Raw genomic sequence first — 15,174 nt, forward strand, 5'->3', positions numbered from 1 at the left:
CATCGTGTTTTTTTATAGTAATAGTTTAATTAGATGGAAATTCACTGGACATGAAATAGCGCTCATGCAAAATATTTCGATGATGAAGCTCATGTCCTGCTATAACACTTGCAATCGCACGGACTGTAATCTCAGAGCCATTAGCATTTCCTTTCCTCAGCCATGCAGCAGGATCTAAACTTTTCAGCAAAACGATTGTGGATTGGCGTACAATTGAAAAATTGTCTAGAAGTTCCTGCATAGACAATTGATTAAATGAGCCATTTTGGACATAAAGATTATCGTCAAATCCCGGAAGCGGAGACGTTTCGCCTCTTGCAATGCAAAGAATCCGATAACCCATAATACGTTCCGTGTCTGCCATATGTCCAATCACTTCTTTTACCGTCCATTTATTAGACTCATATTGAAATTGACCCTGTCTTTCTGTCACATCTTTAATCGCATTCACCGTTTCCTTCAACTGCTCATTTAATAAAAGAATCATTTCTCCCTCTGGCACTAAATTAACATAAGCTGAAAAATAAGCAGGATATTCATTTGCATATGGTTTTTGATACATATACCTTCACCCTTTATTATTTTATTTTTGAAAACTTCCCAGCATGTTGAAAAATTCATTCAGGAACTCATGAAATAGCTTCGCAGTTGGGAGCATTTCACGATCAGTCGGTATAATCACCCCTACCGTCCTTGTGACTTGAGGTTCGATATGGATTTTTACTGTTTGACGGGGCAAACTGTCAATCAATGTGATTTCGGGAATTAGCGTTACACCGAGACCGGCTGAAACTAAGCCTTTTATCGCATCTATATCCTCTCCCTCAAATGTCACATTCGGCTGAAAACCTTGCTGCTGACAGGCATTTACAGTAATTTCACGCAAAATATAGCCGTTTGGAAATAAGACGAAGGAGTCATCCCTTAATTGGCTTAATTTGATTGACTTCCGATCCGCTAGAGGATGCCTAACTGGCAATAGAGCGACTATTTTTTCTGTGAATAAAATATTTCCCAGCACTTTTTTATCATCTTTCGGAACTGGACCAAGGAGTGCCATATCGATATCTCCCTTTTTTACCCCATCTATTAAACTTTGATAAGAGCCTTGACGCAGCTGATATTTCACTTCCGGATGCTTCCTGCTAAAGGCAGAAATAGCAGTCGGCAGTGTATATGCAGCAAGACTGCTTGGGAATCCAATCCGAATCGTCCCCTTCTCCGGGTCCAAATATTCATCTACTTCACGTCTCGCACTTTCTATCACATGCATCGCTTCCTCCATGTGCTCGAGAAATATTTTTCCTATTGGTGTTAACCGAACATTTCTGCCCTCGCGAATAAATAAATCGACTCCGAGCTCTGCTTCTAAATTAAAGATCTGCCTGCTAACCGCTGATTGTGCTACATGGAGCGCATCTGCAGCTTCAGTCACGTGCTCCCTTTTTGCAACCTCCATAAAATACTGTATTTGTCTTAATTCCATATATACCCATCTCCCCCGATTCATCTCACAGCGGCATTGTTCTTATCTAAAATTCATATTGTTTAGATTATTTTTTCATTATAAAATTTCTTTAATAGAAAATCCATTTATTTGGTTATAAATTCTAAAAATATCCAAATATTGTTATCTAATAAACAATTAATTTATACAGAGGGGAAATGATCATTATGCAAACTATAGAGGAAGTGAAAAAAAACGAATCCAAAGTAGCCGTTAATTATGTAAATGAAGTATTTGAAAAGGTGAAAATCAGAAATCCGTTTGAATCAGAATTTCATCAAGCTGTTGAAGAAATCTTTGATTCACTTTTACCTGTATTCTCTAAACACCCGAAATATATGGATCAAAACATTCTCGAAAGAATTGTTGAACCTGAAAGGGTCATTACTTTCCGTGTTCCATGGACTGATGATAAAGGAAAGGTACAAGTAAATCGCGGATTTCGCGTCCAGTACAGCAGTACCCTCGGCCCCTATAAAGGCGGCATTCGTTTTCATCCTACCGTAAATTCCAGCATCATTAAATTCCTCGGTTTTGAACAAATCTTCAAAAATTCCTTAACTGGTCTCCCAATTGGAGGAGCAAAAGGCGGGGCAGATTTTGATCCGAAGGAAAAATCAGATGGAGAAATCATGCGTTTTACGCAAAGCTTTATGACTGAACTATATAAGCATATTGGTCCTGATACTGATGTGCCAGCAGGAGATATTGGAGTTGGCGCAAGAGAAATTGGCTATATGTTCGGTCAATATAAGCGACTTTGCGGAGCCTATGAAGCTGGTGTATTAACTGGCAAAGGGCTTGAATATGGAGGAAGTTTAGGACGTAAAGAAGCAACTGGATATGGACTTGTCTATTTCGTTGAAGAAATGTTAAGAGATAAAGGCCATAGCTTTAACGGAAGCACCGTGATTGTCTCTGGATCAGGGAATGTTTCAATTTATGCGATTGAAAAAGCCATGCAATTAGGCGCTAAAGTAGTAGCATGCAGTGATTCTAATGGATATATTTATGATGAAAATGGGTTAAATCTTGAAACTGTTAAACGCATAAAAGAGGTTGAGGGCAAGCGAATCTATGAATATGTTTATGAACACCCTCATGCACAATATGTTGAAGGCTGTTCTGGCATCTGGTCGATCCCATGTGATATCGCTCTTCCATGTGCAACTCAAAACGAAATAGATGAGTGCTCTGCAAAAATTCTTGTAGCCAATGGTGTCAAAGCTGTCGGTGAAGGAGCCAATATGCCGTCTAACCTAGAGGCGATCGATGTGTTTCTAAAGGATGACATCCTCTTTGCACCAGGAAAAGCGGCAAATGCCGGTGGAGTATCTGTTTCAGCACTCGAAATGTCTCAGAATAGCGCAAGAATTGCATGGACATTTGAAGAAGTAGATGAAAAACTTCATCAAATCATGAAAAATATTTACCGCAACACAGTCAATGCGGCTGAAGAATATGGCTATCCAGGTAATCTAGTTATCGGCTCAAACATCGCAGGCTTTATTCGTGTCGCTAATGCTATGATTGTACAGGGCGTTGTTTAATAGAAAAAAGGTGGACGCATTAGGGGAATTCTAATGTATCCACCTTTTTTCATTGTGAATTCCTTTTGATATAGGATTAGATTATAATAAAATGAAACTTTAATCAGTTGGGGCACTACCCCTATTAGGAGAATTCAATGCTTTCCACATACATATTCAATAGAAATATTATCAGAATTAAATGGGTTCCATTATTTCTTACTGCAATCTTAACTGCTCTCTTAAGTGAGGTCAAAGTGGTCCCTTTTTATGGGGAGGATTTTCGATTCGGATTAGGCAGTATTGCTTTTTTTTTGCTGATTCTTATTTTTCCTCCAGTATCTTTAATTCGTACAGGGGTCATTACAGGAATGACTGTTATTAGTTTGCGTACCTGTGAGGATTTGGTGTTCAACCATGTTTCTTTTGGGCTAAGCTTTGAGAGTCATTTCCCAGCTTTTCTGTATTATTTCTTGTTTGCTTTAGGATTTAGCATTATTAATATTAATAATTACAAATCCTCTCCTCTTCTCCTTGGAGTTTTCGCTGCCTGCTTCGAATTCATTGGAAACAGCGCCGAGCATCTTATGCGCTATTTGCTTATCCATCATTCGAACATTAATCTGCAAGAATGGTTAATGCTTAGCGGTGTAGCTTTACTCCGAAGCTATTTTGTAGTAGGAATATATAGTTCCATTACGATTTCTGAGCAAAAAAAACAGATGCAAGAAATGCTCGAGGTTGGATCAGAATTATATGCAGAAACTCTTTATTTACAAAAGTCGATCGATCATATTGAACAGATTACAGGATCGAGCCATGATTTATATCGAAAATTAAAAAGGCACAATCTTTCAGAGTTGAGTAAGCAAGCATTGCTCATCGCACAAGAAATACATGAAGTGAAAAAAGATTCGCAGCGAATTCTTTCTGGACTAGCAAAAATTTCATCGCAAAAGAAAACAGATGCGGTCTATCTTTCTGATGTTCTCGGTATCGTAGCAATATCAAATGAAAAATATAGTGATTTGTTAGGGAAAGAAATCACCTTTCAGCTAAAGACATCCATTGATTTTGAGACAGCTCAGCAAATTCCCCTCCTTGCGATATTAAATAATCTCACTGCAAATGCAGTCGAAGCCATCGAGGGCATAGGGGCAATTGATATTCAAGCCATTAATGAGTCTGCAAATACTGTATTCATTGTAGAGGATACAGGAAAAGGAATCGCAGATGAGAACTTGTCTCTTATTTTTGAACCAGGTTATACGACTAAATATAATGATCACGGTGTGGCCGCAACTGGCATTGGCCTTTCCCATGTACAAGACATTGTACATTCGCTAGAAGGCCAAATTAAAATAGAATCCTCTGCAAATAGAACCATTTTCCGAATACATATTCCAACTAGTAACATAAGAAAGCGGGTTGAATTAAACTGAGATATTTTATTATAGATGATGATGCAGCAAGCCGAAGTATGCTAAAAAAAATCATTGTCGATGGAGAACTTGGCCATGTTATTGGTGAGGCTGAGAGTGGACATGAGTCGCTTCAGCTTATTCTTTCAACTCGTCCTGATTTTGTCTTAGTTGACTTTTTGATGCCAGAGCTGGATGGGATTGAAACGATCGAACAGTTAAGAGAACAAGGGTTTCAAGGCCAGTTTATTATGATTTCTCAAATAGTAAATAAAGAAATGGTCGGGGAGGCTTATGAAAAAGGGGTTGAATTCTTTATCCACAAACCAATCAATCGGGTTGAAGTATTCAGCATCCTAAAAAGAACAGCTGACCAATTTCATCTCAAGCAGTCTCTATTATCTATCCGAGAATCACTCGCCCACATTGAAACAACTAAAAACACGAAAAAACAACAAAGCGTGAAAGAAATCGTTTTATCGATATTAAATGATATGGGGATTATCGGTGAAGCAGGCAGCGAAGATATGGTGTTGATGATGGAATACTTAATGAATCAAAAAAATGGGAGCACTCTGCTGCCTCCTTTAAAAGAATTATACGAGGCAGTAGCCATTTCGAATCAAACAGACTCTCCCCAAATGAAAAAAGAAATTAAATCCATTGAACAGCGGATCCGCAGGGCCATTATAGCGGCGCTAAATAACTTAGCTTCACTAGGAAGTTTCGATTACACGAACCCTACATTTGAATATTATGCTCCTCGCTACTTTGATTTTCATGAAATCAGGATGCGAATGAAAGAAATGGATACAGACACCCATGAAACAATGAAAGTAAAAATTAATATAAAAAAGTTCCTGCAAGTTTTGTATATTGATACAATGGAGAAATTCAGTCAAGGTTCATAAATAGGACCTTCATCAAATGACACAATTAATAATTGAATTTAGCTTTTTCTGTTAATAGCCCATCACTTAAAGGTTTTTAGGTGGGGGCTTTTTATTTTTTAATAAAATATTGTCGGATTTTGTAGGATTCAGTAACTTCTCCATATAATTAGTTTATTATTTTCCCTATCGCATAGTAAGCGTTTTCATTATATAAGGAGAGGTGATTTGATGAAAAAGAAAAAGTTCAAATTTAGCTTAGCTTATCAAATTCTTGTTGGATTAACTCTAGGGATTATTGTCGGAGCGATATTTTACGGAAACCCTGCCGTTTCAACTTATTTACAGCCAATCGGGGATATCTTTATCCGACTAATTAAAATGATTGTTGTCCCAATTGTTATTTCTACATTAATTCTTGGCGTTGCTGGAACCGGGGATATGAAGAAATTAGGAAGACTTGGCGGAAAAACCCTTCTTTACTTTGAAATTGTCACAACCATTGCCATTATCATCGGCTTGCTTGCTGCTAACATTGCTAAACCGGGTGCTGGCCTTGATATGTCGAAACTGGCAAAAGGTGATATTCAAAAATATGTTGATACAACAAACGAAGTTACAAGTCATAGCTTTGCCGATACGTTTGTAAACATTGTCCCATCAAACATTATTCAATCTTTAGCGAATGGGGATATGCTAGCGATTATTTTCTTTGCAGTTATGTTTGGTTTAGGAATTGCCGCAATCGGGGAGCGCGGAAAACCAGTCCTTGCTTTCTTCCAAGGAACAGCTGACGCCATGTTCTGGGTAACGAATCAAATCATGAAATTTGCTCCATTTGGTGTATTTGCCTTAATCGGAGTTACTGTTTCAAAATTCGGGGTTGAATCATTAATTCCACTTGGAAAGTTACTCATTTGTGTCTATCTAACAATGATCTTTTTTGTCGTTGTCGTACTTGGTGTTATTGCGAAAATGTGTGGCACAAGCTTACTGCATCTCATCAAGATTTTAAAAGACGAGCTTATTTTAGCCTATTCAACGGCAAGCTCTGAAACTGTTCTTCCAAAAGTGATGGAAAAGATGGAGAAATACGGCTGTCCAAAAGACGTTGTTTCGTTTGTCATTCCGACAGGCTATTCATTTAATCTGGATGGCTCTACTCTCTATCAGGCATTAGCAGCAATCTTTATTGCTCAAATGTATGGGATTGATTTAAGTATTACCCAACAAATTACGTTAATGCTTGTATTAATGGTTACATCAAAAGGAATTGCTGGTGTCCCAGGAGTTTCCTTCGTCGTTCTTTTAGCAACATTAGGCTCTGTAGGCATTCCACTTGAAGGCCTTGCCTTTATTGCTGGGATCGACCGTATTCTAGATATGGCCCGTACGGCTGTCAACGTTATCGGTAATTCACTTGCAGCAGTTGTTATGTCTAAGTGGGAAGGCCGTTTTGATACGAAAAAAGGAAAAGAATACATCACTGCTATTCAAAAATCAGCTTAATAAAAAAAGTGGATGCATCAGAGTTTTCTAATGCATCCACTTTCTTTTTACGCCAACTTTTTGATTATCGCCACTTTTAGATAATTGCCTTCTTTAAATTCCTTCAGTGTCTTAAAATCCTCAGGGAGACTAAATTCCTCTAGAATTGTATATTTATCTCCTGTTTGCTTAAATGCCTTTTCAATAAATCCCTTAAATTTTTTCATATCAAATGTACTGCAATTTGTTGAGGCAACGATAATTCCATTCTTTTCTGTTATTTGAATCGCTTCCTCAAGTAAAGCCGGATAATCCTTCCCTGCACTAAAGGTATGTTTCTTAGATCGTGCAAAGCTCGGAGGATCAAGAATGACCATTTCAAATTTTAAATGCTTTCTAACAGCATACTTAAAATAATGAAATACATCCTCTACAATAATATCATGAGCTTCATAATCAATATCGTTTACACTGAACTGCTCAATCGTTTTACTCTTACTTCGATTGGCAAGGTCCACACTTGTTGTTTTCAAAGCCCCGCCTAAAGCGGCTGCTACAGAAAAAGCTCCTGTATAGGAAAAAGTATTTAATACGGTTCTGCCTTTAGCATACTTATCACGTATTGCCTTGCGGACATTTCTTTGGTCTAAAAAAACGCCTACCATTGCTCCATCATTCAAATAAACTGCAAAGTTAATGCCATTTTCTTTAACGATAAGTGGAAAACTGGCACGCTCCCCTGCCACAAAATCATCATCTTCTATATAGGTTCCTTTTATATTGAAGCGTTTCTTTTCATAAATCCCCTTCGCATCTGCCACTTCGAAAAGAGCTTTGATAATTTCATTTTTAAAATAATAAATCCCTTCACTGTACCAAGTAGCTAAATAATATCCAGCAAAAAAGTCAATCGTCAACCCGCCAATTCCGTCACCTTCCCCGTTGAAAACACGAAAGGCGGTAGTATCTGGATCATCAAAAAACTTTTTGCGACTTTCCAATGCTTTTTTAAGCTTTTTTTCAAAAAAGGATTGATCAATTAATTCCTGCTGATTTCTTGTTAATATCCAACCTCTGCCCTTATTTTGCTTCCCATAATAGCCTGTAGCCAAATACCGATTTTGGCCATCCACTAAATTTATTATGCTTCCTTCGGCTATGCCACTCGGTATATTAATAATTGCCTCTTCCGGAATAAGAGGATATCCTGATTGAAAATTTTTTATAAATACTGATTTCACCTTAAATGCGACTTCTTTATTCATTTGTTCACCCAATCATCTGTTTTCCTTATTTTACACTTTTCATGTTGATATTAACATTCATCAGAATTTCCACCAAATTAATATTATATTAGGAAAATTTTATATTGACGCATATTGTCGAATAATGTTATATTTCGAATAGTATTCCTTATATGTTTTTTAATTTTATTTCAAAGAATTGGAGGGGTAAAAATGTCAGATATTGGTCTTCAGCTTGTTTCGATAGGCGTATACATGGCACTAATGCTTATCATCGGCTGGTACTCCTATCGGAAAACAAGTGATCTTACCGACTATATGCTTGGCGGGCGTTCTCTCGGCCCAGCAGTTACGGCGCTAAGCGCAGGCGCAGCAGATATGAGTGGCTGGCTGTTAATGGGACTTCCAGGCGGAATTTATGTAAGCGGTTTAGCAGATGCTTGGATTGCGGTTGGATTAACCATTGGAGCCTATTTGAACTGGCTGCTTGTAGCGCCTAGATTGCGTACTTATACACAAGTCGCTAATGATTCAATTACTATACCAGGTTACCTAGAAAATCGATTTAAAGACACAACAAAATTATTAAGAATTGTTTCTGGTATTGTTATTCTTATTTTCTTTACATTTTATGTGTCTTCTGGAATGGTAGCAGGGGCAGTATTTTTCAAAAGCTCATTTGGTACGAGCTACCATATAGGACTCTTAATTGTTGGCGGCGTAACTGTAGCCTATACTTTATTTGGCGGCTTCCTGGCAGTTAGCTACACTGACTTCATTCAGGGTCTAATGATGTTAGTTGCATTACTTCTAGTTCCAATTTTGGCATTATCACAAACAGGCGGATTAGGCGAAACTTTTGCCACTGTTCGAGAAATTGACCCAACATTACTTGATTTCTTTAAAGGGACAACAACTATAGGAATTATCTCAGCAATGGCATGGGGATTAGGCTATTTTGGTCAGCCTCATATTATCGTTCGCTTTATGGCAATTTCATCTGTCAAAGAAACAAAAAGTGCTCGCCGCATCGGTATCGGCTGGATGATTTTCTCTTTATTAGGAACAATCTTCACAGCCTTAATTGGTCTTGCATTTTTCCATAAGAATCCACAATTTACGTTAGACAATCCTGAAGCTGTTTTTCTAACTTTAGGTCAAATTGTCTTCCATCCTCTTTTCGCAGGATTCTTATTGGCAGCTGTTCTAGCAGCCATCATGAGCACGATTTCGTCTCAATTAATTGTTACATCAAGTGCGTTAACTGAAGATTTATATAAAGTATTATTAAGAAAAGATGGTACTGATAAAGAATATGTCTTCTTTGGCCGTATGGCAGTTTTAGCTGTATCAGTTATTGCTGCAGTACTTGCTTGGGAACAAAATGATACAATCTTAGGTCTAGTTGCTTATGCGTGGGCTGGCTTCGGAGCAGCATTCGGTCCAACCATTATTTTAAGCTTATATTGGAAGAAGATGACAAACTGGGGCGCCATTGTGGGGATGATCGCTGGGGCATTAACGGTTATCATTTGGAAAAATGCTGGCCTTGGAGATACTCTCTATGAAATCGTACCAGGCTTTATCATCAACTTAATCCTTACCTATGTTGTCAGCTTAATCACATATAAACGCAACGAGGAAATTGAGAAAGAGTTTGATGAAAGTGTCAGATTGCTAAAGAGTGAATGATAGATAAATCCTCCTTTTTTAAAGGGAGGATTTTTTCTTGCCTTTTATATCTTTCGTTGATTTCTTATATTCTTATTCGTTTTAACAGTATCAAAATTATACTTAATTATTTTCGCAACAATGTGTATGATTAAGATAGAATCATAGTCATAAGTTATTTTAAAGGAGTGCTTTTGTACATGCTTAGGGTGGGGATTGTCGGTCCACAATCTACTGTAGAAAGAATTTTACATATTGCACACGGCTTACATCTAGATGCGATTTTTCTATCGTATCCATATAAAAAAGTAAGAGAAACAGAAGATCTCATAAAGAAGAATCATAACAAAGTTGATTTTTGGATATTCTCAGGAAGAATATCATATAACATAGCATGCAATGAGGTTGAGGATACTGAACACCTTATTTTTATCGATCATACGGAAGCTGGTATTTTCAAAGGGTTGATAGAGTTTGTTTATCAAACAGGATCCAATTTTGATCACTTTAGCATAGATGAGATATCAAAAAGCCATTTGGAGACCGCTTTAAACCAACTTACAATAAAGCCTGAAAAAATTTTTCTCAAAACCTTTTCTGAGGATACTTCGACAGAGGAATTAATTCGTTTTCATCACCATTGCTGGGAAAATGGCGAAACGAAAGGGGCCATCACCTGCTATGAAGAAGTATACTTGCGGCTAAAAAAAATGGGGATCCCTGCTTTTAGAATCTCAACAAGTGATATTGAAATCAAACATACTTTAAAGATTCTTTCTGAAAAAATAAAAACATTATACTTTCGGGACTCCCAAGTAGCTGTACAAGTATTTGAAATGGTCCATTTAGAAAATCATTTCAGAAGTTTGAAACAATCTTATCAACTTCAGTTTATCGAATTGAAGTTAAAAGAAATTTTAATTCACCTTAGTCAGCACTTAAATGGTTCCCTTATTGAAAAAGGACTTGGGCGGTACTTAATATTTAGCTCCCGTGGTGACAGTGAAAGAGAAATTCAAAGGATCGAAGAAACAGTTAACAGGCTTATATTGGAATCTGGTTTAAAAGTCGGTGTTGGGATCGGTTATGGTGAAACAATTTTTTCGGCAGAATTAAATGCAAACAATGCACTAATTTACTCTAAAGAAAGAAATGGTTCTATCATCATTGTTCAGGAAAATGGAGAAATTGTGGAGGCAGAAAGTGAAAGTTTGGAGATAGATGACTTTCCATATTTTAATGATAAACACTTTATGAGTGCACTTGAAAAAGCAAAAATTAACTTGAAACATTATATTGAAGTATTTTCTTTAGTTAAAAAGTCAGGTTTAAAAGAATTTACCGTAAAAGATATTTCCGTTCAACTTGCTAAGGACGAAAGAAACACAAGGCGTTTTATCGAAAGCCTTTGCGATGCTGGACTAGCTGAATACATTGGTCTTGAGCCATTTCCTGCAAGAGGAAGACCAAGGCGCGTTTACAAACTTACAAACTCACCAAATAAAATGATTTAAGACTGTTGGGAACCACCCTCAACAGTCTTTCTTTTTTTGGAAATAATAAAAGCAATAAAGTTGACTAACAATTTAAAATTTTTCTTGCGTTTCATCAAAGCGTTAAATATAATTTGTTTTAGGGTAATTGTCGAATATATACCCTTAAATAAGATTTATTATTCAAACACTTCGTTTTACTTAATAAGTTTGAGAGGAGAGTGTTCGGAAAATAAGAAAAATAGAAAAATTAATAATAATCTTTCGTGTAGTTAAAAATAAAATGATTAGCTATTCTGGGGATTTTATTGAAGAAACAATATAACTCTAAGAGAGAGGGAACTTCATGAATCAAGAACAATATTTGAAAAAGAGAATGGGATTTTGGTCGCTAACAGCACTATCTCTCGGTGGAATTATTGGATCTAGTTGGCTTTTTGGACCATGGGCAGCAGCAAAATTAGCTGGTCCAGCAGCGATTATGTCTTGGATAATCGGTGCAATTGCAATTACACTTATCGCTCTTATTTATGCTGAATTAGGAAGGGTTAAGCCTGAAACAGGCGGACTAGGCCGCTATCCCCTTTATTCCCATGGGACAATGCTTGCTACAGTGACTAGTTATTCCATCTGGTTTGGATACTGTGCAACTGCACCAGTGGAATCCGCAGGTGTTATCCAATATGCAAATCAGTTTTGGCCAGGACTGTATGATATTACGAAAGAACAGCTTACTACGACTGGTATGTTTGCTTCGGTAGTTTTGATGGCATTCTTTGTAGTTTTTAACTATTTTGGGGTAAAATTATTTGCTGTTACAAATACAGTGATTACTACAATTAAATTTATTGTTCCTGTCCTAACAATCATTGCTTTTTTTATGACAGGTTTTCATCCAGAAAACTTTACAAGCCAAGGGTTTGCACCGAATGGATATGGTGCGGGATTAAGTGCAATCTTAACAAGTGGGATCTTTTTTGCCTATACTGGATTCGGTAACGTCGTCATGATGAGTGGAGAGGTTGTCAATCCTAGAAGAAATATTCCATTAGCTTTGATTACTTCCCTTGTCGTTGCAGCTATATTATATGTGTTACTCCAAATCGTTTTTATTGGAGCTGTTCCACCAGATATGCTCGCTAATGGCTGGAGCGGGATTAAGTTCGATTCTCCTTTTGCTAATTTAGCAATGATGGCGAACATGGTTTGGCTATCATGGATCATTACAGCTGATGCTATGGTTTCCCCTACAGGTTCTGCACTAACTTATACAGCCGGAACTTCAAGACATGTTTTTGGAATGGCAAAAAGTAAGTTCTTACCATCTTATTTTGGAACGATTAACAAACGTTTTGGTGTACCAACTCGTGCACTTGCTCTTAATTTCTTTATCGGTTTGCTCTTTTTATTCCCATTAAAAAGCTGGACTGCGATTGTGGCCATTGTTGGAGCAATTGGTATTTTTAAATATGCTTCTGCCTGTGTGACTGTCATGGTTTTCCGGAAGGTCGGTTTAACGCAAAACAACGGTCTTCCAGGGATGCGTATTATTGCCCCATTAGCCTTTGTTTTTGCTACGCTTCTTATTTATTGGACAAACTGGAGCAGGGTACAACTTGCAATTACAGGATTGATTATTGGTATTGGCGCTTATTTAGTTTCCCACTTTATCAATAAATACAAAACAATAGAAATTATTGGTGGAATTTATCTTGTTGTTTATATTTTAATGCTTGTTGGACTTTCCTATTTAGGAAACTTTGGAGGACATGGAATCATCCCTGAACCATTTATGTCGATTATTGCGGCAGTTTTAGGATTTATTTTTTACAATTTTGCGGTATCAAATGGCGTTTGGTATATGCGTAAAAAAGGAAATATTGAAGAATTACAGGAAAGTATTTCTAAAATATCTTAATATTAATGTTAGTGATAGGCATACACATATCAATGGTACTTGTCTATTGAAGATTCAATGAAAAGAGGTTGAAGTATAAGTGAAACTTTGGGGCGGACGCTTTACAAAACGAGAAGATGAAATCATGGAGAAATTCAATACTTCTCTGCCTGTAGATCATCGACTATATTATGAAGATATAAATGGAAGCATCGCGCATGTTTCAATGCTTGTAAAATGTGAATTATTGACTGAGTCTGAAGGAAATTTACTAATTAGCGGACTTGAATCGATTTTAAAAGATATCGAATCTGGCAGTTTGAAAGTAGAAGGAGATTATGAAGATATCCATTCTTTTGTGGAAATGAATTTGACACAAAGAGTTGGTGAAACCGGGAAAAAGCTTCATACGGCAAGAAGCCGAAATGATCAAGTTGCTGTTGACATGAGACTTTATGCAAAGAATAAAGCACGAGAAGTTATGTCATCGCTGCAGCAGCTGATTGATTCGTTGAATAAGAAAGCTGCTGACAATAATGTCATGATGCCAGGGTATACCCATTTGCAGCGAGCACAGGTAGTTACATTTAGTCATCATTTAGGTGCATATGTACAAATGTTCAGCCGTGATAAAAAAAGAATTGAAAATGCGATCGGCATATTGGATGAAAACCCTCTAGGCTGCGGCGCATTGGCTGGAACAACCCATAATATCAATCGCCAAATAACTACTGATCTATTAGGTTTTTCTAAACCGGTAGACAACTTCTTAGATGGTGTAAGTGATCGCGATTACTTACTTGAGCTTATGTCTGGTTTTTCCATTACCATGATGCACTTGAGCAGATTGAGCGAAGAACTGATTCTTTGGAGCAGCCAAGAATTCAAATTTATCGAAATGGACGATGCGTATTCAACCGGCAGCAGCATCATGCCACAAAAGAAAAATCCTGATGCTGCTGAATTAATTAGAGGAAAAACAGGCAGAGTATACGGCTCCCTTTTCTCATTATTAACTACACTAAAGGGCTTACCACTAACTTATAATAAAGATATGCAAGAGGATAAGGAACAGTTTTTCGATTCCCTTGATACGGTATTAGATTGCCTTGAAATCATGGCAAAAATGATCGATACCCTGCATGTAAAGGAAGAAAACATGAAGTCTGCTATTAGAGCAGGGTTTTTAAATGCCACTGAAGTTGCCGATTATTTAGTAAGCAAAGGAACAGCCTTTAGAGATGCCCACGAAATTGTCGGCAAAATCATCATTTATTGTGAAGAGCAAAAGAAAGCGATTGAAGATTTAACGATTGAAGAATTAGCGAAGTTCAGCGGAAACATTGCAGATGATATTTACGAATACATCGATTATGAAAATATATTGGAAAAAGGGAATAAAAAGCTTATTAAGCAAATAACGAAATAATTATTTTTAGACAGGGCTAATCAAATGATTGGTCCTGTTTGCTTTCAATGATCATTCACCTACAAAATGCTTTTACTATTCTATTTTGTCCTTGGAGTAATATGCATCATGTAATATCCAATAATGAGAACCAAAATTACTAGTGAATAAATAAGTGTATGAAGCGGGTTTTCGTGGTCCACAATAATCAGTCTCAGCATTGCGGTAATGCCAATATAGATAAAGTATCGAAGGGGAAAATGATAATTTTCTTTGAAATACTTAACAATCATTGAAATAAATTCAAAATACAGAAAGAAAATTAATATATTGGCTAAGAAAAGCTTGTAATCATTACTGTCATTTTCTATTATCAGTTGAAAAAAAATGATTAACTCCTTTATTAATAAAAAAGATAAAATAGTAGCCAAAATGACAAGTGAAGCATTCAAAAAGATTTGCAATATTTTTGGGATAACAGTCAAGATTATTTTTGGAACATTTCTTTTATTAATAACCATATTAATATGCTCCTTATCTTTTTCAATGGAACTTTCTATTTACAACATAACATAGTGGTTTTAATTAATTATTAAATACATGTAAAAAATTTACATTCCTTAACA

At 36.7% G+C, this 15,174-nt stretch carries 12 protein-coding genes; 8 read left to right on the forward strand and 4 right to left on the reverse strand.

Going from position 1 to position 15,174, the window contains the following annotated elements; translation table 11 throughout:
* Window positions 1-25 precede the first annotated feature (25 nt).
* Entirely contained in the window at window positions 26-562 is a 537-nt protein-coding gene (locus V7127_RS00400; protein ID WP_335346286.1) for a DinB family protein, read from the reverse strand.
* A gap of 21 nt (window positions 563-583) precedes the next feature.
* Window positions 584-1,486, reverse strand: coding sequence for a LysR family transcriptional regulator (locus V7127_RS00405; RefSeq protein ID WP_335353916.1), 903 nt, complete (start codon window positions 1,484-1,486; stop codon window positions 584-586).
* Between the two features lie 188 nt (window positions 1,487-1,674).
* On the opposite strand from V7127_RS00405, the gene gdhA reads away from it, so the two are divergent.
* From gdhA to gltP, 4 genes are all read left to right on the forward strand, one after another.
* Entirely contained in the window at window positions 1,675-3,057 is a 1,383-nt protein-coding gene (gene gdhA, locus V7127_RS00410) for an NADP-specific glutamate dehydrogenase (RefSeq protein ID WP_335346287.1), read from the forward strand.
* Window positions 3,058-3,194: 137 nt separating this feature from the next.
* On the forward strand, window positions 3,195-4,478 hold the full coding sequence (locus V7127_RS00415; protein WP_335346288.1) for a sensor histidine kinase: 1,284 nt from the start codon (window positions 3,195-3,197) through the stop codon (window positions 4,476-4,478).
* Window positions 4,475-5,368, forward strand: a complete 894-nt coding sequence (locus tag V7127_RS00420; protein WP_335346290.1) for a response regulator — start codon at window positions 4,475-4,477, stop codon at window positions 5,366-5,368. The genes V7127_RS00415 and V7127_RS00420 overlap by 4 nt, the downstream gene beginning before the upstream one ends.
* A 210-nt stretch (window positions 5,369-5,578) precedes the next feature.
* Window positions 5,579-6,856, forward strand: a complete 1,278-nt coding sequence (gene gltP, locus V7127_RS00425; RefSeq protein ID WP_335346289.1) for a glutamate/aspartate:proton symporter GltP — start codon at window positions 5,579-5,581, stop codon at window positions 6,854-6,856.
* A gap of 47 nt (window positions 6,857-6,903) precedes the next feature.
* On the opposite strand, the gene V7127_RS00430 is transcribed toward gltP, so the two are convergent.
* The gene (locus V7127_RS00430) at window positions 6,904-8,100 is read right to left on the reverse strand and encodes a class I SAM-dependent rRNA methyltransferase (RefSeq protein WP_335353918.1); all 1,197 of its coding nucleotides are present in this window, start codon (window positions 8,098-8,100) and stop codon (window positions 6,904-6,906) included.
* A gap of 192 nt (window positions 8,101-8,292) precedes the next feature.
* Between V7127_RS00430 and putP the strand changes: the two genes are divergently transcribed.
* From putP to argH, 4 genes are all read left to right on the forward strand, one after another.
* Window positions 8,293-9,771, forward strand: coding sequence for a sodium/proline symporter PutP (gene putP, locus V7127_RS00435; RefSeq protein ID WP_335346379.1), 1,479 nt, complete (start codon window positions 8,293-8,295; stop codon window positions 9,769-9,771).
* A gap of 179 nt (window positions 9,772-9,950) precedes the next feature.
* Window positions 9,951-11,264, forward strand: coding sequence for a hypothetical protein (locus tag V7127_RS00440; protein WP_335353919.1), 1,314 nt, complete (start codon window positions 9,951-9,953; stop codon window positions 11,262-11,264).
* A gap of 325 nt (window positions 11,265-11,589) precedes the next feature.
* Entirely contained in the window at window positions 11,590-13,161 is a 1,572-nt protein-coding gene (locus V7127_RS00445; RefSeq protein ID WP_335344668.1) for an APC family permease, read from the forward strand.
* 79 nt (window positions 13,162-13,240) lie between these two features.
* A complete protein-coding gene (gene argH, locus V7127_RS00450; RefSeq protein ID WP_335353337.1) occupies window positions 13,241-14,569 on the forward strand; it encodes an argininosuccinate lyase in 1,329 nt (442 codons plus the stop codon).
* Between the two features lie 80 nt (window positions 14,570-14,649).
* Here the strand turns inward: argH and psiE are convergent, their stop codons facing one another.
* Window positions 14,650-15,069, reverse strand: a complete 420-nt coding sequence (psiE, locus tag V7127_RS00455; RefSeq protein WP_335482861.1) for a phosphate-starvation-inducible protein PsiE — start codon at window positions 15,067-15,069, stop codon at window positions 14,650-14,652.
* Window positions 15,070-15,174: the final 105 nt, after the last annotated feature.

Source organism: Bacillus sp. JJ1773, from assembly GCF_036962035.1.
Lineage (GTDB): Bacteria > Bacillota > Bacilli > Bacillales > Cytobacillaceae > Cytobacillus.

Bases quoted from the DNA above. Each gene is read 5' to 3' on its own strand.
- gdhA (WP_335346287.1), top strand. From the start codon at position 1,675: ATGCAAACTATAGAGGAAGTGAAAAAAAACGAATCCAAAGTAGCCGTT.
- gltP (WP_335346289.1), top strand. From the start codon at position 5,579: ATGAAAAAGAAAAAGTTCAAATTTAGCTTAGCTTATCAAATTCTTGTT.
- psiE (WP_335482861.1), bottom strand. From the start codon at position 15,069: ATGGTTATTAATAAAAGAAATGTTCCAAAAATAATCTTGACTGTTATC.
- V7127_RS00430 (WP_335353918.1), bottom strand. From the start codon at position 8,100: ATGAATAAAGAAGTCGCATTTAAGGTGAAATCAGTATTTATAAAAAAT.
- V7127_RS00400 (WP_335346286.1), bottom strand. From the start codon at position 562: ATGTATCAAAAACCATATGCAAATGAATATCCTGCTTATTTTTCAGCT.
- V7127_RS00440 (WP_335353919.1), top strand. From the start codon at position 9,951: ATGCTTAGGGTGGGGATTGTCGGTCCACAATCTACTGTAGAAAGAATT.
- putP (WP_335346379.1), top strand. From the start codon at position 8,293: ATGTCAGATATTGGTCTTCAGCTTGTTTCGATAGGCGTATACATGGCA.
- V7127_RS00415 (WP_335346288.1), top strand. From the start codon at position 3,195: ATGCTTTCCACATACATATTCAATAGAAATATTATCAGAATTAAATGG.
- V7127_RS00445 (WP_335344668.1), top strand. From the start codon at position 11,590: ATGAATCAAGAACAATATTTGAAAAAGAGAATGGGATTTTGGTCGCTA.
- V7127_RS00405 (WP_335353916.1), bottom strand. From the start codon at position 1,486: ATGGAATTAAGACAAATACAGTATTTTATGGAGGTTGCAAAAAGGGAG.